Below are 20,378 nucleotides of genomic sequence, written 5' to 3'. Positions count from 1 at the left end.
TTCAAGCACACCCTCTATTTTTCTGGGTTTGTTGCCCGTTTAGTCTAAACTCCAATAAACATCCTCAGCTTTTATAATAATTAGTGCGCTATTAGTGCGATCGCCCCCTCATATCGGCAACAATCAAATTAGAGATGACATTTCATGAGTTTTGCAGAAGGTGAATGTTGTGGAAAAAATAATGACCATTGCTCAGATCGAAGAGCAATTTGAATCAGAATGGATATTAGTGGAAGACCCACAAACTGATGAAGCTTTAGATATTCAAAGCGGAAAGGTACTGTGGCACAGTAAGGATCGAGATGAGGTTTATCGGAAAGCTGTAGAATTACGTCCTAAAAGGTTTGCAATGCTTTACACTGGGCAAATCCCAGAAAATACAGCGATCGCGCTATGAGTTTCTCGTTCAATCCTAGACGTGGTTTAGTTATTGTTCGTGCGGAGTTATTTGGTGCTTCTGGTAGTAACGTGTTGAGATTAGCCCTGGATACAGGTGCGACTTACACTGTAATCAACATAGCAATGTTGGTTGCCATCGGTTACGATCCAGCTTTAGTTCCGAATCGAGTTCAAGTGACAACGGGTAGTAGCGTTGAATTTGCTCCTCAGATCAAGTTACAAAAAATTGCAGCACTGGGTCAAGAACGCACGAATTTCTCGGTATTAGGTCACACATTACCACCAAGTGCAGGTGTTGATGGTCTTTTGGGTCTTGATTTCTTCCGAGGACTGACTTTGACCATTAACTTTGATAATGGTCATATATCATTGGTCTAAAATCGAGAATCAACCTTTGGTGGCGAGTTGTCGGATGTCTTTGCAAGAGCTTCAGATGCCTGTATACTTCCGGTAAGCAATTGCGCGCAGCGTCAGAGGCGATCGCCTGGATAAGTGCTTGAGTTGTCCCAAATCCCACACCAAAAATACGAATCAGTCAAGAGCAAGGAAATTGAAGTTTTTTGCTCCCAACTGAAATATCGATTTATTTAATATAATAGATGCAAACGGATAAGAATATATAATATAAATCTTAAATCATTGCTCACAGGAAAAAACCCGGTTTTTAGTCTAAACTAGACTGTCCAGAGGACATATATAAATCAACCGGGTTTCAAACCTTAATTGCGGAAACGTCTTTTACTTTGTTTGTGCTTCGCAACTTCTTTGCGCTTACGCTTTTCTAGCGGCGTTTCAAAGTGACGATGCTTTCTCATGTCTGGAAAAATCCCCGCTTTGGAAACTTCTCGCTTAAATCGACGTAAGGCTGACTCAATTGCTTCGTTTTCGCCCACTATTATTTGAGTCATGTTCCCTCCTACTAAATTGACTTAATTTAAGGCTCTTCAGTGGAAGATACCCAGTTTACTAGAATACAAAAAAAGGCAGACATTTGGTCTGGCCTTAAGACTCTAGATACAACTTTTTGTTGCAAAGCTTAGTAGCGATTACGAGAACCGCCACCGCCGTATCCTCCACGGTTACCACCACCAGAGGAACCTCTGTCTTCTCTGGGTTTAGCTTTATTGACTTTTAAAGCGCGGCCCATCCACTCAGCACCATCAAGAGCTTCAATAGCTGCTGTTTCTTCAGCTTCTGCGCCCATTTCGACAAAGGCAAAGCCTCTCGGACGACCTGTTTCGCGGTCAGTAGGTAGCTGAACACGCTTTACAGAACCGTATTCTGCAAAAACGCCTCTAAGATCATCATCTGTAACTTCGTACGAGAGGTTACCTACATAAATTGACATCGAGTATCTCCAAAACCATCACTGTGTAGAGATTTAAATTTCGGAGAAAGTCTGTAAATACTAAAAGGGAAAAACCTGTCAATACTAAAAACAAACACTGTCACCGAATTAATTCTCAATCTCTAAGATGACATATAATTCAACGATTTGTACACAGTCAATAGTTAACAGATAGTTAACCCTTGCCAAAGCCTTATGGGACTAGGGGTTCAGCATCAGCACAATTTTGGCAAATTTAATGTTCATTGGTGCTTATTTGTGGTTCAATTCATAAAATTGACTTTTGCAAGGTGATGAAAAAACCCAGAGCATGGCTATTGACTGTGCTATTTACTGCTATGGTCTTGATCTCGCTGATTTTGGGTCATAGCCATCCCCTACAAGCTTCTTCGGTAGGCAAAGCATCGTTGACGATGATGACTTCGCCAGATTATCCCCCTTATGAGTTTTATGACACTCAGGGGGGTAAACGCGAGATTGTGGGCTTTGATATTGATATTGCTAATACTTTGGCTAGAGAACTGGGTTTCAGTCTCAAGATTATGGAGTCCGATTTTAATGGCTTAATTCCTGCACTCCAGTCAAATCGGGCGGATTTTGTCATGGCTGGGATGACTCCCACTCCAGAACGTAAAAAAAATATAGATTTCTCAATTATTTATTACGAAGCTAAAGACACAATCGTCGCTATCAAGGGTAGTAACCTCACACAGCCACAAGACCTTGCAGGTAAAAGGGTTGGGGTACAACTGGGAACTATCCAAGAGCAAAATGCTCAGAAAATTTCCGCTAAGGTGGCGGGTATTCAGCTCAAGCAACTCAATAGAGTACCGGAAGTAGTGCAGGAACTGAAAGCTGGGCGTATTGATGCGGCAATTGTTGAGGATACTGTAGCTCAAGGATTTGCCCAAGCTAATCCAGATTTAGAGTTTAATGTGATTCCTTCTGAAGAGGCAAGTGGCTCGGCGATCGCCTTTCCTCAAGGTTCTCCTTTGGTGGAACCTTTTAATCGCGTTTTACAACAAATGCAAGATAGTGGGGAACTAGAAAAGCTAGCAGCTAAGTGGTTTTCCCAAACTACTACTGATACTGCATCCTCGACTTCTCCCCCAGGTAGACTAAATCTAGATTTTCGGAGAATCCTCCCAGATATTCCTTTTATTCTTCAGGGTATCCCCCTAACTTTGTTATTCACCCTGTTGTCTGTATTTTTGGGGTTGATTTGGGGTACTGTACTGTCTTTATTAAAGATTACTGGTATCAAAGTACTTACCTGGATTGCTAATGCCTATACTTCGGTATTTCGTGGGACACCTCTGTTGTTACAGTTGGCATTGGTTTACTACGCCACACCCCAGCTCACAGGTTATGATATTTCGGCATTAGAAGCCGGAGTACTGACCTTTACCCTCAACTCTGGGGCTTATATGTCGGAAACTATCCGGGGGGGTATTCAAGCGGTAGATAAAGGTCAAACTGAAGCGGCTATGTCTATGGGTGTTTCCTACTGGTTGATGATGTGGGATGTCATTTTGCTTCAGGCTTTGAAAAATATTTTACCGGCATTGGTCAATGAAACCATTGGATTGCTCAAAGATTCGGCGTTGGTGTCAACCATTGGTGTTGTGGAAATATTACGCAGCGCCCAAATTGTCGGTGCTAATAGATATATTTACTTTGAACCTTTGCTGTTTGCTGGTTTGATTTATTACGTTCTGGTAATGGGAATGACCTTTGGTGCATCGAGTTTAGAAAGGAGATTGCGACGCAGTGAGTAATGCCATAATTCGCACGGAATCATTGTGTAAGTCGTTTGGACACCTTGATGTACTCAAAGATATTTCCACGGAGATTTACTCAGGGGAAGTAGTGGCTATTTTAGGGCCTTCTGGTTCTGGTAAGTCTACTTTTTTGCGCTGTATGAATTTGCTAGAACGCCCCACTAAAGGCAAAATTTACTTTCATACACAAGAAATTACTCATCCCAAAGTCAATATTGCTGATATCCGCCAGCGGCTGGGGATGGTATTTCAACACTTTAATTTGTTTCCCCACATGACGGTGCTGCAAAATGTCACCTATGCACCGATGAAGGTGAAAAAGGTAGATAAGCACCTAGCACAAACAAAAGGGTTGGAGTTATTAACGAAAGTGGGGCTACAAGAAAAAGCCCATGTTTACCCAGCCAAACTATCGGGAGGACAAAAACAGCGAGTAGCGATCGCCCGCGCGTTGGCCATGGAACCAGAGATGATATTATTTGATGAACCCACTTCGGCTTTAGATCCAGAAATGGTCAAGGATGTGCTGGACGTGATGAAAGCTTTAGCCCAAACGGGAATCACAATGGCAATTGTGACTCATGAAATGGGGTTTGCTAGAGAAGTTGCTAGTCGGATTATGTTCCTCGACCAAGGTAGGCTAGCTGAAGATAGTACTCCTGGTGAGTTTTTTACTCATCCTCGGTGCGATCGCGCCCAGCAATTCTTAGAAAAAATGTTGTAACTATGTTGACTTACAATGACGCACCATTTTCACACCATTGCAATTAAATTGTCACATTGACTAGATATGCTCTAATTATTAAGCAAACATTAGTTTGCTCCTCACATCATACCACTGCCCTGTTGCTGTTACACAGTAATGGGGCTTTTTCATTCTGAGTTAAAGATAAAAACTTAGGTTAGAGTTGAATCCATTGCGTAGTAATACTTTCAGAATTTTGTCAACATACCAAGTCACTATTTCTCTATCTTCAGGGGGAATTAATGTCCTGGTGATTAATACTAAATAAGTAGCTATTCCGATCACCTGACGAACTTAACATTAATCTCCTGTTGCGAAAAATGGCAGTAGGAGATTTTTTCCCTACAAAATTAACTCAAGTAATGTAATGTGGGCTTTTTTCACCAGAACCCGGATATTCTATGCAAAGCTCATTTTTTCTGTATTTTAAAAATCCAATTAGGATTGGCATCTCTGCCTGAGATATGAAATTTAATACAGACATATTGGTATTTGATACCCCAGGCAGTAAAATCTAAGTTTGTTCTTGGGCGACTTGTCCTATTTGCCCCATTAATTTCTCTTTATCACGTCTGCGTTTTTTGGCATAAAGCTGAATAGTCACTGCCATAAAAATAATTAAGGCAAAAATACCCCAGGCTGTAATATCTGTAGGTAAATTATTTTTAAATACAGCTAGTAAAACAATTACTACCAACATTACAGTTGGTGCTTCATTTAAGGCCCTTAGCTGTTGACCGCTCCAGCGACATTCATCCGCGGCTAATTGTTTCATCAGACGACTACAGTAATGATGATAACCAATTAATATCGCAACGAATAACAGTTTAACGTGTATCCAACTCTGTTTTAAGACTTCTGGTTCAGTACTTAATAAGCCTATAGCCATTGCCACCGTTACCAACATCCCTGGAGTAGTGATGATATTGTAGAGGCGCTTCTCCATAATTTGATACTGATTTTTTAGTATCGTTCTTGCTGGTTCTGGTTCTTGGTTAGCTTCCACATGATAAATAAACAAACGTACCAGGTAGAATAACCCCGCAAACCAAACTACAATTCCTACAATATGAAATGCTTTAAACCAGGAATAAGCCATGAACCCAAATCTCCATCAGTGTGGTTTTGATACCTTTTTAGTTGTAATAAAAAAGTTTACAAATGCCGTCTTAGATATGATTATAAACCCGGCACAAAACCATATTTTCTTAACCTTAACCATACTTAAAGTTAAAGAAATACAAATAATTTATCGGTGTTTCTCTGCTTTTATGTATGGCTTCTTGTTTATAATATCGATTTTTGCTAGATTTATATTCGCATTAGCTTGCTGTGCGGCGTACAAATGGCAACAGGTCTTCTAAAATCGTTTTGTGGTAGTGTTCTTGAGGATAATGCCCGACGTTATTAAGTTTTATTAATTCGGCATCAGGTACAGAATTGGCAAACTTTTCGGCTACATCTATGGGTAACCAAGGATCAATCATACCCCACTGAAGCAGAATTGGTTGTTGCCATTGTTGAAAGCCAGATTCAATTTCTGCCATTGCTGAGTCAAGTTGCAAATTGCGAATTGTTGCTAGAAGACTCCGCCCCGTAACTGAAGCTTTCAAAAACGGTTTGCGATAAACATCTAAATCTTTATCTTCAATGCGGTAGCGACTACCACCTTCGAGGGTTCGATCAACTAGTAAGGGGTCTTGAGTTATCATTTCACCTGCCAAGGGCAAACCCATTTGTTTAATTTTCCAAGGTAATTTGGCAGTGGTGGAAATCGGTGTATTTAAAATAGCGATGTTAGCAATTTGTTCGGGGTGACGCAAGGCATATTGTAAGCCTACAGAACCTAAAAATCCTTGGACAACTAAGGAAAAACGCTCTATTTCTAACGCGTTGATAAATTTTTCTAAGGCGGTAATAAATGTATCAGGTGTGTAGGCAAAATCGCGTTTTTCTGGTTTTCCCGAAAAGCCATAACCAATCCAATCAGGTGCGATCGCTCTTGTTCCTTGACTAGCTAATGCAGGCATAATATTACGCCAACTGTAACTCTGTGATACTAAACCGTGTAGTAATACTACAGGCAGTAAATCTGTTCTGCCAATAGGTTCAGACTCCCGATAAAACCATTCTAGAGAATCTACTGTGATTTTATGTTCTGTTAAAGACACGCTATTTTCCTATAAATTCTTCTTACCCAAGCTTTCAAAGCCAAAATTATCAAAAGCTATTTTTTATAATCATTAGAAATTATCATCTCACGAATTGCGTCTGCTGTTGCGGGTGCTAGTAAAACACCGTTGCGGTAGTGTCCGGTAGCTAACAGAACGTTACTAAAGCCTGGTAGTTTGTCAATGACTGGCGCCGGGCGATTTTCTGGACGGGGACGTAAACCCGACCAAGTGCGGATAATTGTAGCTGTGGCTAAATTTGGACAAAAGGCGATCGCTTGCTGCCAAACTTGATTTAATAATTCTTGGTTAGGTGGAATTTCATCGCTATTACCAGGGAACTCCACTGTTGCACCCACCCAGTAATTACCATTCCCCACAGGGACAATATGCACATCGTTACCAGTAAACACCGGCTGAAAGTCGGGATTGCCTAATGGTTGTTCTAAACGTACTTGTAAAGCTTGTCCCAGAACTGGACGAATATTAATTGTTTGATTTGTTAGTGATGTCGAACCCAATCCCGCAGACACAACAATCCAATCAGCAAAAATTTTGCCTGCTGTGGTTTCTATGTTATCTGGTTCAATTCCTAAAACATTCATCCCAAATTTAAACGTTACCCCGTTGTGTTGGGCTGCCTCAACTAAAGCCAACGTCAACGTAGTAGGATTCAGTTGTCGGTCTTGGGGAGAATAGACAGCACCCGTAATTTTGGTGTTATCGACTTGGGGACAAAAAGTTTTGAGTTTAGCTGTGTCCCAAATTTCTAATTTCCAGCCTTGGGAATGGCGAATAGCTGCCAAATTTTCCCACCCGTCCACATTTTCATCTTCCCCAAACAAACTGAGAATACCTTGACGGTTAAAAGGAATTTGACGATTGGTAATCGCCTCTAATTCGGGAATTAAGGTTTCGTAGCGTTGGATGCTGGTTTGTCGTCGTTGCCAAGCCCTGCCTTTGATTTTATGGCTAATGACACCCATTAAAACCCCCAGCGCTGCACCTGTAGAAGCTTGGGCGGGTGATTGACGGTCAATTACAGTAATTTTGAGGTTCTGGACTTGGCTAAGTTCATAGGCGATCGCAGCTCCTACGACACCACAACCGATAATGACTATATGCATTTGTTTTTAAGACTAGGGACTAGGGGTTATAGATTAGAGGCTAGGGAGAAATATGCTGTAAAACTCAGTTCCTATATCAAATACGATGATCAAGTTTATTCTCCCTCATTCCCCTCATCTATTTAAAATCCCCTGTCGCGGGGAAAAATTCCTGCTTCTCAAAGCCAAACATATTAGCTACCAATAAGTTGGGAAAAGTTTGAATTTTTTGGTTATGGGTTTGTACGGCTTGGTTGTAGCGCATCCGTTCCACAGCTAGGCGATTTTCTGTACCCGTTAACTCGTACTGAAGATTGGTAAATAATTGACTAGATTGCAATTGAGGATTAGCGGCTGCATATTTACTAAAACTATCAATTGCTTGATTGACTTGGGCTGTAGCCTCTGCTTTTTCTGTAGGAGTAGCGGCTTGTAAATAAGTTTGACGCGATCGCTCTAATAAAGCAACTAACTCTTGTTCTTGTGTGGCATATGCTTGGGTGACATTTACCAGATTGGGTATCAAGTTAGCACGTCGCTGGAGTTGGTTTTCTACTTGCGCCCAGGCTGCATCTACTCTGTTACCACTGCTTTGCATGGAGTTGTAAGTCCAGCCAGTCCAGACGGCGAATGCTGCAACTACACCTGCGCCAATCATCAAGACTTTTTGACGAAATTTGGCTGACTGTTGTTCAGCTGCTTGTTTTTCCTGTTCTCGTTGTTTAACATCTTGAATTGCTTGCTGAATAAACTCCACAGGGATATCAACTTCCTGCCCTGCGGCTATTAACTCAGCAGAGTAGTAACCTTGAGTCTGTTCGGTATAATAGCGGGAGGCTAACTCCAACACCTCTGGCGCTACTTCTTCGGGGATTCTTTCTTCTGGATTCTTCATCATCTTTACCAACTCCCTCCAGCACCACCGCCGCCACTACTACCACCACCATAATCACCACCACCACCATAACTACTACCACCATAACCACCACCACTGCTGGAAGAAGGAGGAGGTAAGCGGGGAATTATTTTCTCGGTTTCCTGGTAATAATTACAATGGTGGCATTTATGCTTCACCAGTTTTTTGCCCTCACGATATTGGGTGGCTCGTTTAATAATTTTATCAGTGCGAGTAACGGTATATTCTTTACAGTGAGGGCAGATGTCAAACTTATATAAAGTACTTTCCAGACCAATTAAATGAAATCCCCTACCAGTTGACTGCTTAGAACAAGTGAGACATTGCCACCCCTCAAATTTGACACTACCTAACTTTTGTGCTGTTTGTTCCTTGATTTTGAGATGTGGTGCAACGCTTTTGAAATTTATTTTTTTCATGCGTTTCTTACACTCAATACAGCAAAAAACATAATAACCTTGTTTTCTTCTTGTCCGATCTTCTGGATGTAACAGAATTTTCTGAAGTCGGGTAATCTTCGTGTTTAACCAGTACAACCACATCGCTAATACACATCCGAAGAATTGTATGCGACCATCAAGTTTGAATTCTGATAAATCCGATGATAGTAATCGATCAATATGAGATTGAATGATTCTAGTAAATAATCCTGGGGGCTGAGAATCAGAACCTAAAACCACTACTAATGCTTTGGTTCCCGCCAGTGTACCACCTGAAAAATCACCTTGTTTAAATCGCGGGATAATTTGGGTATCGATAATGTTACCGACTTTGGCATCAGGTAAAATCGCCTCAACACCGTAACCAGTTTCAATTTCAACCCGGCGATCGCCTACCGAAATTAAGAACAATACACCATTATCTTGTCCTTTTTTACCAATTCCCCAATAGTTAAATAATTCAGTAGCAAATTCCTTGGGAGAAGCGGCTGGGGCAGTTTGTGGTACTGTGACTACAGCAATTTCTGTGCCATTTTTTGCCTCTAAATCAGCAATCATCTGATTAATTTGGGCTTTGGTATCCGCGTTGAGAATATCTGCCATATCAGTTACCCAACCACCCGATGCTTGTCGAGTATTCGGCACTTCTTCCACTGTTAAGGCGAGGCTAGAAAACGGCGAAAGGACTATAGATGCTGAAAATATACCTAACAGAAAAATCCGTTTTGGTTTTAGGAAATTTAATTTCATATTTTCCTCTATCAGATATCAGTCGGAATTGACTCTTAATGAATTAATTCATGGGTTAGGAATTAAGGAAAATAGCATTTACCAACTCCCGCCGCTACCACCGCCGCCGCTACTACCACCGCCAAAACTGCCACCGCCACCACCGCTACTACCACCACCAAAGCTGCCACTACCACCACCAAAGCCGCCACTGGAAGGGGGTGGTGGCAAACGAGGAATGCTTTCTTTTCTTTCGTAATGATACGCACACAGATTGCATTGACTGATAATCAGTCGTTGTCCCTTACTATATCGCGTGGGTTGTTTGATAGTTTTTTTATTATGAGTAACAGTCAATTCTTGACAGTCAGGACAGTACCCAAATCGAGATGAATTGTTTGTTAAGGCAACCAGATGAAATCCCTTATCAGTTGGTTGCTGGTGGCAATGGAGACATTTCCAACCTTCAAAGTTGACACTACCTAAATTTTGTGCAGCATTTTCCGCTAAATTCAGATGCGGCCAAACCATGCTTGCATCTACTTTTTCCATTGGCTGTTGGCAATCAGCACACAAAAAACTGTAATTACCTTGTTTTATGCGTGTCTGTCCTTCTGGTTTCAGCCGAATTTTTCGAGGATGACTCAGAAAATAAACAGCCGTTCCAATTCCTATGGCAAATAATCCACCCCCAGCTACTATAGGTAATCCTCCCCATGAGTTCGGGTTATCCGCAGTGACTTCTGTTGTGGGTAGAGTACTAATCTGATCAGGATCAGCTGTTAAAACAACTACTAGCGCTTTCGTTCCCGCCAGTGTGCCACCTGCAAAATCCCCTTGTTTAAATCGCGGGATAATTTGGGTATCGATAATGTTACCGACTTTGGCATCAGGTAAAATCGCCTCAACACCGTAACCAGTTTCAATTTCAACCCGGCGATCGCCTACCGAAATTAAGAACAATACACCATTATCTTGTCCTTTTTTACCAATTCCCCAATAGTTAAATAATTCAGTAGCAAATTCCTTGGGAGAAGCGGCTGGGGCAGTTTGTGGTACTGTAACCACGGCCATTTCTGTCCCATTTTTCGCCTCTAAATCAGCAATCATCTGATTAATTTGGGCTTCTGCCTCATCGCTGAGAATACCTGCCATATCAGTCACCCAATCACCAGACCTCTGGCGGGGATTAGGCACTTCTTTAACCGTCAAAGCCAAGCTAGAAAGGGGCAAACTCAATATAGCTGAGGAAAATATACTGAGCCAAAAAATGCGTTTTGGTGGAAGTAAATTAAATTTCATTGCTTTTGCCTCTAACAGACAAACGTCTGTAAATCAAGCAGGAAATATTTTCTCTAGCTTCTAGTCCCTAGCCCCTAGCTTCTCTTTTCACAACTTATATAGAGGTAGAGAGAAAAACTACAAAAAAGCTTCCCTCTACCCATGTTAACCTGTGTCTAACTTGCCTCTGCTTCAGTACTTATACTTGGAAGCAGTTGGAAGAACTTGTTAATGTCTGTAACAGCAGCTTGGTAGTTACTCAAGGCAAGTTGAGTATTACCCTGACCAGCAGCTTGATCGATTTTAACCAGGTGATCCAGCAAATCTCGTGTAATTTGACGTGCTGTAGGTTGGTCTTTGGGCAGTAGGTTAGGAGCAACATAACTCATACTCAACCTAGCTTCTGCCATAGGCCCGTGGATAAAATTACTTACATCAATCCAATCCTTTTTGTAGATTAGGGTTTTCAGTTCGTCTGCGCGATCGCGCACAGTTTGAATTGCCGGAACGTATTCCTGAATTCTCTCCAGTTGAACTGCGGTGTAAGTTGGAGGTGCAACTGCGACGCTAGGGCCACCACAACTGATGAGGAATGTGGTTAATAATACTAGAATCAATGAAAAAATTGAGCGTTGACGCGCCATAAACTGAACTTAATGTGTTTTGAGTGTGCCAATGAATAGTGTCACTCTAGTAGTTTCAGTTTGGCGCTGTCAACTGCCTGAATAGCAATCTTACGGCATATGCAGCTGCTCTCATCCTGACTAATTTGATGGGACAAGCTGATGCTTTTTTATTGTCTAACTGTTTACCCAATATTTCCTTCTTACCGATTCGCCATATATCCTACTCGGGAGCAACGCGAAAAAGTGAGATCGGGGTTTGGTTCTCAATTACCCCCCTTATATTCTCAACAAATCTATGTTTTTTAGTTGCGATGCCTGCGGCGGGCGTAGCCATCGCATCCTGAAACAAGCTATATACGTCCCAGGTTTCAGTACCTCACAAAATCGCGTTGCTCCCTCCTACTCAGGATTCCTGCTTTTATGCCATAAATTCTCACGGGCCAACACAGTCTTCTGGAAGGTAAGGGTATTTACCACAGAAATACTAAATAAAGGCAATCTGATTTTAAGAGTAAGAATTGCTGCAACCCAAATTTGATGCTGCCAGTTATGCCTGTAGTCATATTCATATACAAAACGCTTTATCTGAACCGGATTGATATTTTTTGAACCTTTTAGGGAAAACTAAATCTGGAGACTATCAAGATTGAGTGGTAGTAACATGGCTCTAGCAAGTATTATCGACTATCAATTTAGTAAAAAAATTTGTAAGTGTTCAAAAACCATAATTGAGCAAATTTATTGAGAGACTGATTGGTTATCAGTGCTTATCAATCTACTGAAAAACCTTACTACATCTTATATAACTAAAAAAGTTAAAAATTGCATATTTGCTTAAACTTTATCATAAATAATTCTGGTCTAGAGAAATATAAAGAACAGAAAAAATATTTAATTTGACTATAGACAAAAAAGAATAAAAAAGCTTTTATATTTTATAAGTATCCCTAATTTATAATAATAGTTAAAAATTCCGTGTTAAAACTCTATAAAAAGTATATCTTTTCTACAAAATATTAATTTTTAAGAAACTATACCCAATATTTAACCATGATTCAATCTATCCATAACTGCACCATGAAAATGCATTTACCTAATAAATCAAAATTGGGAGCCTCTCAAGTAATAGCTATAACAGTTGTATTAACAATACTGTTGTTTATGCCTCAAATTTGGTTAAATTGGCAAGCTTATGGCAATTTCAATAATATTATCAACCATGAATTTCAGCTACAGATATTGAGTGATAAAATTACTTATTTTGATGAAGTCTTAACTATGTCTGCTCGCATGAATGCTGCCACAGGAAATTCAGATTGGGAAAAACGCTACCGTCAATTTGAACCTCAACTTGAGGCTGCTATTAAAGAATCTATTAAATTAGCTCCCGCAGCATATCAAAGCAAAGATACCAAAAAAATTGATGCAGCTAATCAAATACTAGTTGCATTAGAATACCAATCTTTTGATTTAGTTAAAAATAATCAAAGAGATGCAGCACAGATTTTATTATCTAGCCAAAATTATGAACTCCAAAAACAAATTTATGCTGATGGTGTTGCCAAAAGAAATCATAATATTTTACTTGCTTTACAAGATAAATTGAGTGAATACCGTCAAAGAGTGCTTTGGGCATTTTTAATATCTATCATAAGTTTAATCATTCTCATTCCCGCATGGTTTTTAGTATTAACTTTATTGCAAAAATATTTAACAGCGCAAAAAATATCTCAAATTGCTTTGGCAGAAGCTAATTCTACCTTGGAAAAACAAGTTGCCACAAGGACAGAAAGATTAAATCAAAAAAACATTCAATTACAACAAACCCTACAAGAATTGCAAAACGCTCAAGTCCAACTTATTCAAAGTGAAAAAATGTCTTCACTAGGGCAGTTAGTAGCTGGCATTGCTCATGAAATTAATAATCCAGTTAATTTTATTTATGGTAACTTAATGCATTTTAAAGAATATACTCAACAATTACTTAATTTAATTAATCTATATCAACAAGCAGGTTTTTATCATCCCAGAATAGCTAATTTTATGGATGAAATAGATTTTAACTTTGTTATAGATGATATCCCAAAACTTTTAGCTTCAATGGAAATTGGGGCTGAACGTATTCGTGAAATTGTGTTGACTTTACGCAATTTTTCACGTCTTGATGAGGCAGAAATGAAAGCTGTTAATATCCATGAAGGAATCAATAGCACATTATTAATTTTGCAGCATAACCTTAAAGGCAGTAATAATTATCAAGAAATACAAATTTTTAAAGATTATGGTAATTTGCCTTTAGTTGAATGTTATGCAGGCAAATTAAACCAAGTATTTATGAATATTTTAAGTAACGCTATAGATGCTTTACGTCAAAAAGAAATAGAATATTTAAAATCTGGAAATAAAAACTATAAAAACTTGATTACTATTCATACTAAAGTGAAAAATAAAGACTATGTAATTATTAGTATTAAAGATAATGCTTCAGGAATAACAGAAAAAGTAAAAAGTAGAATTTTTGACCCTTTTTTCACTACCAAACCAGTGGGCAAAGGTACTGGGCTAGGATTATCTATTAGTTACCAAATTATAGTAGATAAGCATAAAGGAATGATTCAGGTTAATTCAAATCTAGGTGAAGGTACTGAATTTGTAATTACTCTTCCCGTAAAAGCAAATCCTTTGAAGATTTAGAGATAGCCATATGAGATATATATGCACTAATTAGATACTTTATTATTTAGATTTGCCTAAAATTTGATAAAAAAAGATTACAATAATTTTTTAGTTAAAAGACAAAAATTATAAAAATTTCACGATAAACACTAGACAATATAGAAAACAAATAGTTATTACTAAATTAGTCATATTTTTAATAATCAAAAACATCCCCTGAAAATCAAAATGTATAAATAAATGACTTTTAATTTATCTGAAAGTTTTAAACCTCATATAGCTCATCTTCAGCTAAAAGATGTATATTCAGCAGTATTTGGTACACAAGAAACAAAAATACCTTTTTTTGTTTGGTTATTAGAAAATCCTGCAAGCCCTTTATCTTTACCTGGAAGAATTGGCCTTAGTCATCATGATTATATTCATATACTTTTGGGACGAGGAACTTCATTTCAAGATGAAGCTTTTGTAGTTGGATTTACTATGGGTAATGACTTAGAGATTAAAAAAATACATTTATGGACATACAAATTTTTTGCTAAATTTATTTATCCCCATCCTTATAAATTTAATGAAGTAGATTTACTTATTTTTGATTTAGGTTTTCAATATGGTAAAAAAATTAAATTTAAATGTATTAACAAGATTAATTTTGAACTTTACCAAAATGAATCTATAAATTATTTAAGAAACTTATTTGGTATCAATTTAGAAGAAATTCAGCTAATCCAACAATTTGAATCATGGTTATTGACTGAGTGTTCCCATAGCGATGTTTTTCGGGTAAATAAAAGTACATAACAAAGCACCATTTCATAATTTAGCGCAGTCACTGGATGTTTTCGGAAAAAATTAAGTATAATTACCCAAGATAATCCTACTCAATTCCAAAAGACTTAATCAGCAGTTGTGGGCAAGCATAATTGTGAGGAAAGCGTAATTTTAAATTTGCTAAATCTAAAAGGTCTTGATAAGCTGAAACACCAATAGGATAAGCTTTCTGGCGGTTTTTCTGTCGTCCAATGCCCCATAGATCGGCAAAATATAGGAGTGTTTTTCTGTGAATGCAGCTGAACAAGCAACAAACCTTGAACTCGCCAGCAAGATTGCTACGGTAGTGAATTTGTTTAAATTTGAGTTTCCCGATGCTAAATCGGATCTTAAACCCTGGAAGGATGACCCGGAAACCAGGGAGTTGGTAGATCCAGATTCTATAGATATCGGTTTTCACTTTCCTGGGATCAGCAAATCTTGGCGTAGTCGCAGTATTTTGATTCAAATCCGCTTTCATCAAGACCCCATCAGTCACTCACGTCGTGCTATTGGTTTAGAAGTCGCCGGATTTGACCATCGAGGTGAGGCGTGGCGACTATCTACAGTGGAAAACTGGAGTTTTGTAGGTATTTCTTCACCTGCGCCACAAGTGGGTGACAAACTCAAACAAGTTTGCCGACACATTTTAGAGGTGTTTAATCAACCAAATGATTAATCTTGGTTATCTACCTTAAGTTCATCAATGTTCCACAAAGTTCTACCTAAGACAGAAAACTTGACGGGAGTCATGCGATCGCGCACTGCCTGAAACGAGATAGGATTTACTAGGCAAAATATCGGCAACTGTTCGGTAACAATTTGCTGAAACCTGCTGTAAATTGCTTTGGGCTTGTTTTCATCGAGTTCTTTAATTTTCTGTCTTACAACTACCATCAACACAATAAGCTGATTGATATGTACTTGTACGCTTGCCGAACACATTATAGCGGTTGTCGCGGATTTGTTCATAAAAGCGATCGCCTACCCATTTCATCCCAGGTAATGCTCGATAGGCTTCTATGAATAGACCTCCCAATGGCAATAGCTGCCCAATTTCCTCAGCCGCATCACTTCCTTGCCAACGTCTTTGGGGTGCATCAGCATCAATTAAAATCATTCCTTGTTCGCAATCTTGAGATGTTATTCCCCACTGTGCCAGTGTTTGTTCATCTTGCATGGGGGCATAGCGAAAAATTTTTCCTTGATCTAAATTTTCTAGCAACTGGACTAAGGTGACGCAGAGATTACAATTCCCGTCATAGATAAAGTAGTAATTCATGTAAATAAGGGAGTAGGGAGTAGGGAGTAGGGAGTAGGGAGTAGGGAGTAGGGGGAAGAAGCAAGAGAGCAGGGTGACGTTCTTGCACTAGTATCAAAATCTTTTCCCCCATTACCCCTTATCCCCAGAGGGGGCCCCGAGTTCCCCACTCACCACTCCCCACTCCCTTCAATTTAACTGCGGGCAATACCTTCTTGACGGGCGGCTTGTTGTACAGCACCAGCGACGGCTGTGACAACGCGTTGATCAAAAACTGAAGGAATAATATGTTCTCGATTCAAGTCTGAAGGTTTGACTAAGGAAGCGATCGCATTGGCTGCTTCCAAATACATGGTAGTAGTAATTGTCTGGGCGCGACAATCTAATGCCCCACGAAACACCCCTGGAAAAGCCAGGACGTTATTAATTTGGTTGGGGTAGTCACTACGACCTGTGGCCATGACAGCGACAATCTTGCTGACTAATTCTGGCTGGATTTCGGGAATGGGATTAGCCATTGCGAACACAATGGGGTCTTTGGCCATTGACTGTACCATTTCTGGGGTTAAAACTCCCGGTGCGCTAACGCCGATAAACACATCTGCACCTTGCATTGCACCCCCCAAAGTCCCCTGGGCTTTTACGGCAAATTCCTGCTTTTCTGCGGTCAAATCGGTGCGACTGGTGGAGATAATGCCTTTGGAATCACACATCCAAATTTTTTCAGCCCCAGCCTTGCGAAGTAACCGGGCGATGGCCACTCCCGCAGCCCCTGCACCATTAATTACAATGCGGATTTCGGTGATGGATTTATGTACTAACTTTAAGGCGTTAAATAACGCTGCTAAGGTGACAATGGCTGTACCATGTTGGTCATCATGAAAAACTGGGATATCTAATTCCTGACGCAATCTTTTTTCAATTTCAAAGCAACGGGGAGCAGCAATATCCTCTAAATTTACACCACCAAACACCGGTGCGAGATTTTTGACTGTGCGGACAATTTCATCTGTATCTTGGGTATCCAGACAGATGGGAAAAGCATCTAAGCCGGCAAATTCTTTGAAGAGCATGGCTTTACCTTCCATCACTGGTAAAGCAGCAGACGGGCCGAGATTTCCCAAACCTAAAACGGCGCTACCATCAGTAACAATGGCTACAGTATTTTGTTTAATAGTTAAATTGTAAACTTCCTCTGGGTCTTGGGCGATGGCGGTACAAATGCGACCAACTCCCGGTGTGTAGGCCATTGCTAAATCAGATACACTCTTGAGGGGAATTCTGCTAGCAATGCTGATTTTGCCACCGCGATGCAAATTAAAAGTGCGATCGTAGACACTGAGGACTTTAATATCTGGTAATGCTTTGACTGCTTGGACAATTGTTTCTGCATGTTCAGTACTAGCAGCATCTACAGTGATATCGCGGGTAGATTCGTGGCGAGTTTGCTCGATTAAATCAATTTGACCGAGATTACCACCACTAGTTGCGATCGCCTGGGTAATTGATGCTAACATCCCCACACGATTGGGAATTTGTAAGCGCAGAGTCAAACTAAAACTAGAATTGGGAGTTAGCTGTGCCATTGTGATTTTTGATTTTAAGTTTTAGATTTTATATCGAATTTTTCTCAAATCGTGGCGATCGCCCAAGAAAAGTTGCAAAGGTTACCTCATTTCACCAAGAATCCCACAACTTAAAGCCGTGGGAATTACAAAATAGTTGCCAAATCAAGCATTATCTGACTTTAATAACTTAAATAAACTATAAAGTCTCCAAATAGCTTAACAGGTCTGCCATTTCTTGCTCACTGGGTTGAAATTTGGGCATTGGCGGGGTGTCGCCACTAATAACTTGACGAATCAGTTTGTATCGTGACTTGCGCTTAGATACATTTTGCAAACTGGGGCCTACAAGACCATCAGCTTCTAGTCCATGACAACCAGCACAGTTAATTTGAAAAATCGCATGTCCTTGAACTTGATCTCCTGTCAGGGTAAGAACACTTTTGACATAAGGATCAGATGCTCGAACCATTTGAACACCAAAAATGCCCAAAAGGACTGCTAGCAGTATCACCAGAGCCAACGAGGCGATCCACTGAATCAGGGTTTCTGGTTTGGTAATCTGGTTATCCAAAAGGTTTGCTGTCAATGTTGAGGTTTACTAAGAATTTTTTATTTCCTACACATAGCTTAAAAGTTCTTGATGGTGTCTGCAAGCACAATTTATAAATTTTTCCTAATCATTTGTTGCCTAAAAACACTGTAGGGCGAGGGATTCATCCGCAATTTGGTAAAATCAAAACTAGTAACGAATATTGAATAATTGCAAACAGGAGATTTAAAGTGGTTGAACCCCTGCTCTCAGGTATTGTTCTTGGTCTGATTGTTGTTACCCTTGCTGGGCTGTTTTACGCTGCTTATAAGCAATACAAGCGCCCTAACGAGTTGGGGGGTTAATAACTTAGTGGGGCGTCAAGCCCATGCTTAGGTAGAGGAAGATGAGGAGTTTCTGAAGAATTACTCGTCACTCATCTTCCTCATCCCCCAATTCCAGATGCCTTAGGGCTGTAATGCACTACCATTGCTTTTGACAGAGAATTAATATAAACTGGCGGCTATAGTTAAAGCAATGACATAAATTCTTCAATACTCAGTCCAACATCTCGAATAATAGCCCGTAGTGTACCTCTAGCTAATTCTGGGTGATCTGGAACAACAACTTGAGTAAACGGCTCATCTCTTCGCATAATAATGTGACTGCTTTCTCTACGTTTTTGATAGAAACCAATTTTTTCTAGCACCTTGATACAATCTTTTCCCGAAATACTGGGCAATTTACTCACACCACCACCAGGAATGTTTCAAACTTGTCTTCCGGCACAGATAAGCCATCTTCCTCTAAGGCAGTCACGTAGCCTACAATAGCCTCCTTAATGTTTGACAAAGCCTCTTCTTTCGTTTTTCCCTGGCTAATACATCCTTTCAAGCTTGGACACTCCACAACCCAATAATCATCTTCATCCCTATATAAAATTACTTGCCTTGTATACTGGCTCATATTTATGAAGCATATAGTTTTCTTTTATTATTATGCTGTACCTAGGATTCACTCGTCATAGTCACCATCACGATGATTAGCAACATCAAGCCAACCTTCAATAGCATCTTTTAAATTAGCTATGACCTCATCCATTGTTTCCCCTTCGGTAATACAACCAGGAAGTGCAGGTACTTCAGCCCAATAGCCACCTTCTTCAGCCGAATGAATGATTGCTTTGATTTTCACTTAATTATGCTCCTTTTTGGCATAGCAACTTCTTAGCTTGTTCTCATTTGTCGTACTTTCTGCATAATAGCCAAGCGAGATAGGGATATTGCTTCTGAAGTTCAATGTAATAATTGGCCAACTTCTTGGGGTCGTGTTCATACTCCTCAGAAATTGTGTGGCGAATTTTTCGTATTTGGCTAATTGCTTTATCTTTCTTCAGTTTTCTTCCCATCATCGATAATTCCATAGAAAGTCAGGGCGGTATTACCGTAAACCTTTTGACGGCAAATTGCCCAAGTGGGTATGACTGGCGGTGTCCAACCTTGGGGATTGTGTTCTACGGCTATTTCACCATGCACTGCTAACAAATTATGATGAGTGATCGCCTCTAACACTGGCTGATACAATTCACTAGCATAAGGTGGATCAAAGTAAATTCTGTCAAACTGCTGGCCTGATAGGTTTTTTAACTGCTGAATGACATCTCCCCGCCTGAGTTTCCATTGTTGTTCGTCATGCGCTACCTGCTGCCAGTTTTGTTGAATAATGGCACAGGCTCGACTAGATTTTTCTATTCCTACTACTAAGCTGGCTCCTCTACACAATGCTTCTGCACCCATTGAACCAGTACCAGTACACACATCTAGCCAGCGACAACCGACAATTCTTCCTTGCCAAATGTTGAACACTGCTTCTCTTACCCGCGCACTGGTGGGTCTAGTAGCTTGCCCTGGTAAAGTTTTTATCTGGCGATTCCCGTAAATTCTCAGTGTCATTGATTATTAGTCATTGGTCATTAGTCATTGGCCATTGGTC

25 protein-coding genes are annotated in these 20,378 nt (G+C 39.9%); 8 read left to right on the top strand and 17 right to left on the bottom strand.

Going from position 1 to position 20,378, the window contains the following annotated elements; genetic code table 11:
- The first annotated feature begins 181 nt into the window (after nt 1-181).
- On the top strand, nt 182-397 hold the full coding sequence (locus ACM0OS_RS12355) for a hypothetical protein (protein ID WP_414543481.1): 216 nt from the start codon (nt 182-184) through the stop codon (nt 395-397).
- On the top strand, nt 394-777 hold the full coding sequence (locus ACM0OS_RS12350; RefSeq protein ID WP_414543480.1) for a retroviral-like aspartic protease family protein: 384 nt from the start codon (nt 394-396) through the stop codon (nt 775-777). Before ACM0OS_RS12355 ends, ACM0OS_RS12350 begins: the two co-directional genes overlap by 4 nt.
- Nucleotides 778-1,118: 341 nt before the next feature.
- On the opposite strand, the gene rpsU is transcribed toward ACM0OS_RS12350, so the two are convergent.
- Together rpsU and ACM0OS_RS12340 are read right to left on the bottom strand one after the other, a co-directional pair.
- Nucleotides 1,119-1,307 carry a 30S ribosomal protein S21 gene (rpsU, locus tag ACM0OS_RS12345; protein WP_414543479.1) on the bottom strand — a complete coding sequence of 63 codons (189 nt, stop codon included), beginning with the start codon at nt 1,305-1,307 and terminating at the stop codon, nt 1,119-1,121.
- A gap of 128 nt (nt 1,308-1,435) precedes the next feature.
- Nucleotides 1,436-1,747 (bottom strand): RNA recognition motif domain-containing protein, encoded by a 312-nt coding sequence (locus ACM0OS_RS12340; RefSeq protein WP_414543478.1) that lies wholly within the window; start codon nt 1,745-1,747, stop codon nt 1,436-1,438.
- Nucleotides 1,748-2,040: 293 nt separating this feature from the next.
- Between ACM0OS_RS12340 and ACM0OS_RS12335 the strand changes: the two genes are divergently transcribed.
- Both ACM0OS_RS12335 and ACM0OS_RS12330 read left to right on the top strand, forming a co-directional pair.
- Nucleotides 2,041-3,525 carry an ABC transporter permease subunit gene (locus tag ACM0OS_RS12335; protein WP_414543477.1) on the top strand — a complete coding sequence of 495 codons (1,485 nt, stop codon included), beginning with the start codon at nt 2,041-2,043 and terminating at the stop codon, nt 3,523-3,525.
- Between the two features lie 4 nt (nt 3,526-3,529).
- Nucleotides 3,530-4,252 (top strand): amino acid ABC transporter ATP-binding protein, encoded by a 723-nt coding sequence (locus ACM0OS_RS12330; RefSeq protein ID WP_414543483.1) that lies wholly within the window; start codon nt 3,530-3,532, stop codon nt 4,250-4,252.
- 535 nt (nt 4,253-4,787) lie between these two features.
- On the opposite strand, the gene hemJ is transcribed toward ACM0OS_RS12330, so the two are convergent.
- From hemJ to psbQ, 7 genes are all read right to left on the bottom strand, one after another.
- Nucleotides 4,788-5,372, bottom strand: a complete 585-nt coding sequence (gene hemJ, locus ACM0OS_RS12325) for a protoporphyrinogen oxidase HemJ (protein WP_414543476.1) — start codon at nt 5,370-5,372, stop codon at nt 4,788-4,790.
- 223 nt (nt 5,373-5,595) lie between these two features.
- A complete protein-coding gene (locus tag ACM0OS_RS12320; protein ID WP_414543475.1) occupies nt 5,596-6,444 on the bottom strand; it encodes an alpha/beta fold hydrolase in 849 nt (282 codons plus the stop codon).
- 56 nt (nt 6,445-6,500) lie between these two features.
- Complete coding sequence (locus ACM0OS_RS12315; RefSeq protein ID WP_414543474.1) at nt 6,501-7,571, bottom strand: NAD(P)/FAD-dependent oxidoreductase; 1,071 nt, start codon at nt 7,569-7,571, stop codon at nt 6,501-6,503.
- Nucleotides 7,572-7,689: 118 nt separating this feature from the next.
- Nucleotides 7,690-8,448 (bottom strand): LemA family protein, encoded by a 759-nt coding sequence (locus ACM0OS_RS12310; RefSeq protein WP_414543473.1) that lies wholly within the window; start codon nt 8,446-8,448, stop codon nt 7,690-7,692.
- A gap of 2 nt (nt 8,449-8,450) precedes the next feature.
- Nucleotides 8,451-9,656 carry a TPM domain-containing protein gene (locus tag ACM0OS_RS12305; RefSeq protein ID WP_414543472.1) on the bottom strand — a complete coding sequence of 402 codons (1,206 nt, stop codon included), beginning with the start codon at nt 9,654-9,656 and terminating at the stop codon, nt 8,451-8,453.
- A gap of 78 nt (nt 9,657-9,734) precedes the next feature.
- Nucleotides 9,735-10,937, bottom strand: a complete 1,203-nt coding sequence (locus tag ACM0OS_RS12300; protein WP_414543471.1) for a TPM domain-containing protein — start codon at nt 10,935-10,937, stop codon at nt 9,735-9,737.
- 155 nt (nt 10,938-11,092) lie between these two features.
- Nucleotides 11,093-11,560 (bottom strand): photosystem II protein PsbQ, encoded by a 468-nt coding sequence (psbQ, locus tag ACM0OS_RS12295; RefSeq protein ID WP_414543470.1) that lies wholly within the window; start codon nt 11,558-11,560, stop codon nt 11,093-11,095.
- 1,065 nt (nt 11,561-12,625) lie between these two features.
- On the opposite strand from psbQ, the gene ACM0OS_RS12290 reads away from it, so the two are divergent.
- The 3 genes from ACM0OS_RS12290 (at nt 12,626) to ACM0OS_RS12280 (ending at nt 15,707) form a co-directional block, all read left to right on the top strand.
- Entirely contained in the window at nt 12,626-14,236 is a 1,611-nt protein-coding gene (locus ACM0OS_RS12290; protein WP_414543482.1) for a sensor histidine kinase, read from the top strand.
- A 222-nt stretch (nt 14,237-14,458) separates the two neighbouring features.
- Nucleotides 14,459-15,019: a hypothetical protein gene (locus ACM0OS_RS12285; RefSeq protein ID WP_414543469.1), complete on the top strand. Its 561-nt coding sequence runs from the start codon at nt 14,459-14,461 to the stop codon at nt 15,017-15,019.
- 259 nt (nt 15,020-15,278) lie between these two features.
- Complete coding sequence (locus ACM0OS_RS12280) at nt 15,279-15,707, top strand: hypothetical protein (RefSeq protein WP_414543468.1); 429 nt, start codon at nt 15,279-15,281, stop codon at nt 15,705-15,707.
- Here the strand turns inward: ACM0OS_RS12280 and ACM0OS_RS12275 are convergent.
- From ACM0OS_RS12275 to ACM0OS_RS12260, 4 genes are all read right to left on the bottom strand, one after another.
- The gene (locus ACM0OS_RS12275; protein ID WP_414543467.1) at nt 15,704-15,925 is read right to left on the bottom strand and encodes a hypothetical protein; all 222 of its coding nucleotides are present in this window, start codon (nt 15,923-15,925) and stop codon (nt 15,704-15,706) included. The genes ACM0OS_RS12280 and ACM0OS_RS12275 overlap by 4 nt on opposite strands.
- Nucleotides 15,900-16,310, bottom strand: coding sequence for a thiol-disulfide oxidoreductase DCC family protein (locus tag ACM0OS_RS12270; protein WP_414543466.1), 411 nt, complete (start codon nt 16,308-16,310; stop codon nt 15,900-15,902). Before ACM0OS_RS12270 ends, ACM0OS_RS12275 begins: the two co-directional genes overlap by 26 nt.
- Nucleotides 16,311-16,483: 173 nt before the next feature.
- Nucleotides 16,484-17,875 (bottom strand): malic enzyme-like NAD(P)-binding protein, encoded by a 1,392-nt coding sequence (locus ACM0OS_RS12265; RefSeq protein WP_414543465.1) that lies wholly within the window; start codon nt 17,873-17,875, stop codon nt 16,484-16,486.
- A gap of 178 nt (nt 17,876-18,053) precedes the next feature.
- On the bottom strand, nt 18,054-18,428 hold the full coding sequence (locus ACM0OS_RS12260; RefSeq protein ID WP_414543464.1) for a c-type cytochrome: 375 nt from the start codon (nt 18,426-18,428) through the stop codon (nt 18,054-18,056).
- Nucleotides 18,429-18,637: 209 nt separating this feature from the next.
- Between ACM0OS_RS12260 and petG the strand changes: the two genes are divergently transcribed.
- Nucleotides 18,638-18,751, top strand: a complete 114-nt coding sequence (gene petG, locus ACM0OS_RS12255) for a cytochrome b6-f complex subunit V (RefSeq protein ID WP_010995538.1) — start codon at nt 18,638-18,640, stop codon at nt 18,749-18,751.
- A 164-nt stretch (nt 18,752-18,915) separates the two neighbouring features.
- On the opposite strand, the gene ACM0OS_RS12250 is transcribed toward petG, so the two are convergent.
- The 4 genes from ACM0OS_RS12250 to rsmD all read right to left on the bottom strand — a co-directional run bounded on the left by ACM0OS_RS12250 (nt 18,916) and on the right by rsmD (nt 20,338).
- The gene (locus ACM0OS_RS12250; protein ID WP_414543463.1) at nt 18,916-19,137 is read right to left on the bottom strand and encodes a type II toxin-antitoxin system HicA family toxin; all 222 of its coding nucleotides are present in this window, start codon (nt 19,135-19,137) and stop codon (nt 18,916-18,918) included.
- On the bottom strand, nt 19,134-19,352 hold the full coding sequence (locus ACM0OS_RS12245) for a type II toxin-antitoxin system HicB family antitoxin (RefSeq protein WP_414543462.1): 219 nt from the start codon (nt 19,350-19,352) through the stop codon (nt 19,134-19,136). Before ACM0OS_RS12245 ends, ACM0OS_RS12250 begins: the two co-directional genes overlap by 4 nt.
- A 48-nt stretch (nt 19,353-19,400) precedes the next feature.
- Nucleotides 19,401-19,580: a type II toxin-antitoxin system HicB family antitoxin gene (locus ACM0OS_RS12240; RefSeq protein ID WP_414543461.1), complete on the bottom strand. Its 180-nt coding sequence runs from the start codon at nt 19,578-19,580 to the stop codon at nt 19,401-19,403.
- Nucleotides 19,581-19,768: 188 nt separating this feature from the next.
- The gene (gene rsmD, locus ACM0OS_RS12235; protein ID WP_414543460.1) at nt 19,769-20,338 is read right to left on the bottom strand and encodes a 16S rRNA (guanine(966)-N(2))-methyltransferase RsmD; all 570 of its coding nucleotides are present in this window, start codon (nt 20,336-20,338) and stop codon (nt 19,769-19,771) included.
- Between the last annotated feature and the right edge of the window lie 40 nt (nt 20,339-20,378).

Origin of the sequence: Nostoc sp. CCY0012 (genome assembly GCF_963920855.1) — a bacterium.
Classification (GTDB): domain Bacteria; phylum Cyanobacteriota; class Cyanobacteriia; order Cyanobacteriales; family Nostocaceae; genus Cyanocohniella.
The sequence above is the reverse complement of the archived record's forward strand: the minus strand, read 5'-3'. Positions and strand labels throughout refer to the sequence as shown.

What these genes read in the sequence shown, in the direction of transcription:
- ACM0OS_RS12340 (WP_414543478.1), bottom strand. Translation starts at nt 1,747, where the DNA reads ATGTCAATTTATGTAGGTAACCTCTCGTACGAAGTTACAGATGATGAT.
- ACM0OS_RS12265 (WP_414543465.1), bottom strand. Translation starts at nt 17,875, where the DNA reads ATGGCACAGCTAACTCCCAATTCTAGTTTTAGTTTGACTCTGCGCTTA.
- rsmD (WP_414543460.1), bottom strand. Translation starts at nt 20,338, where the DNA reads ATGACACTGAGAATTTACGGGAATCGCCAGATAAAAACTTTACCAGGG.
- rpsU (WP_414543479.1), bottom strand. Translation starts at nt 1,307, where the DNA reads ATGACTCAAATAATAGTGGGCGAAAACGAAGCAATTGAGTCAGCCTTA.
- ACM0OS_RS12305 (WP_414543472.1), bottom strand. Translation starts at nt 9,656, where the DNA reads ATGAAATTAAATTTCCTAAAACCAAAACGGATTTTTCTGTTAGGTATA.
- ACM0OS_RS12315 (WP_414543474.1), bottom strand. Translation starts at nt 7,571, where the DNA reads ATGCATATAGTCATTATCGGTTGTGGTGTCGTAGGAGCTGCGATCGCC.
- ACM0OS_RS12355 (WP_414543481.1), top strand. Translation starts at nt 182, where the DNA reads ATGACCATTGCTCAGATCGAAGAGCAATTTGAATCAGAATGGATATTA.
- psbQ (WP_414543470.1), bottom strand. Translation starts at nt 11,560, where the DNA reads ATGGCGCGTCAACGCTCAATTTTTTCATTGATTCTAGTATTATTAACC.
- ACM0OS_RS12270 (WP_414543466.1), bottom strand. Translation starts at nt 16,310, where the DNA reads ATGAATTACTACTTTATCTATGACGGGAATTGTAATCTCTGCGTCACC.
- ACM0OS_RS12285 (WP_414543469.1), top strand. Translation starts at nt 14,459, where the DNA reads ATGACTTTTAATTTATCTGAAAGTTTTAAACCTCATATAGCTCATCTT.
- ACM0OS_RS12300 (WP_414543471.1), bottom strand. Translation starts at nt 10,937, where the DNA reads ATGAAATTTAATTTACTTCCACCAAAACGCATTTTTTGGCTCAGTATA.
- ACM0OS_RS12290 (WP_414543482.1), top strand. Translation starts at nt 12,626, where the DNA reads ATGCATTTACCTAATAAATCAAAATTGGGAGCCTCTCAAGTAATAGCT.
- ACM0OS_RS12275 (WP_414543467.1), bottom strand. Translation starts at nt 15,925, where the DNA reads ATGGTAGTTGTAAGACAGAAAATTAAAGAACTCGATGAAAACAAGCCC.
- ACM0OS_RS12310 (WP_414543473.1), bottom strand. Translation starts at nt 8,448, where the DNA reads ATGATGAAGAATCCAGAAGAAAGAATCCCCGAAGAAGTAGCGCCAGAG.
- hemJ (WP_414543476.1), bottom strand. Translation starts at nt 5,372, where the DNA reads ATGGCTTATTCCTGGTTTAAAGCATTTCATATTGTAGGAATTGTAGTT.
- ACM0OS_RS12350 (WP_414543480.1), top strand. Translation starts at nt 394, where the DNA reads ATGAGTTTCTCGTTCAATCCTAGACGTGGTTTAGTTATTGTTCGTGCG.
- ACM0OS_RS12245 (WP_414543462.1), bottom strand. Translation starts at nt 19,352, where the DNA reads ATGAGCCAGTATACAAGGCAAGTAATTTTATATAGGGATGAAGATGAT.
- ACM0OS_RS12335 (WP_414543477.1), top strand. Translation starts at nt 2,041, where the DNA reads ATGAAAAAACCCAGAGCATGGCTATTGACTGTGCTATTTACTGCTATG.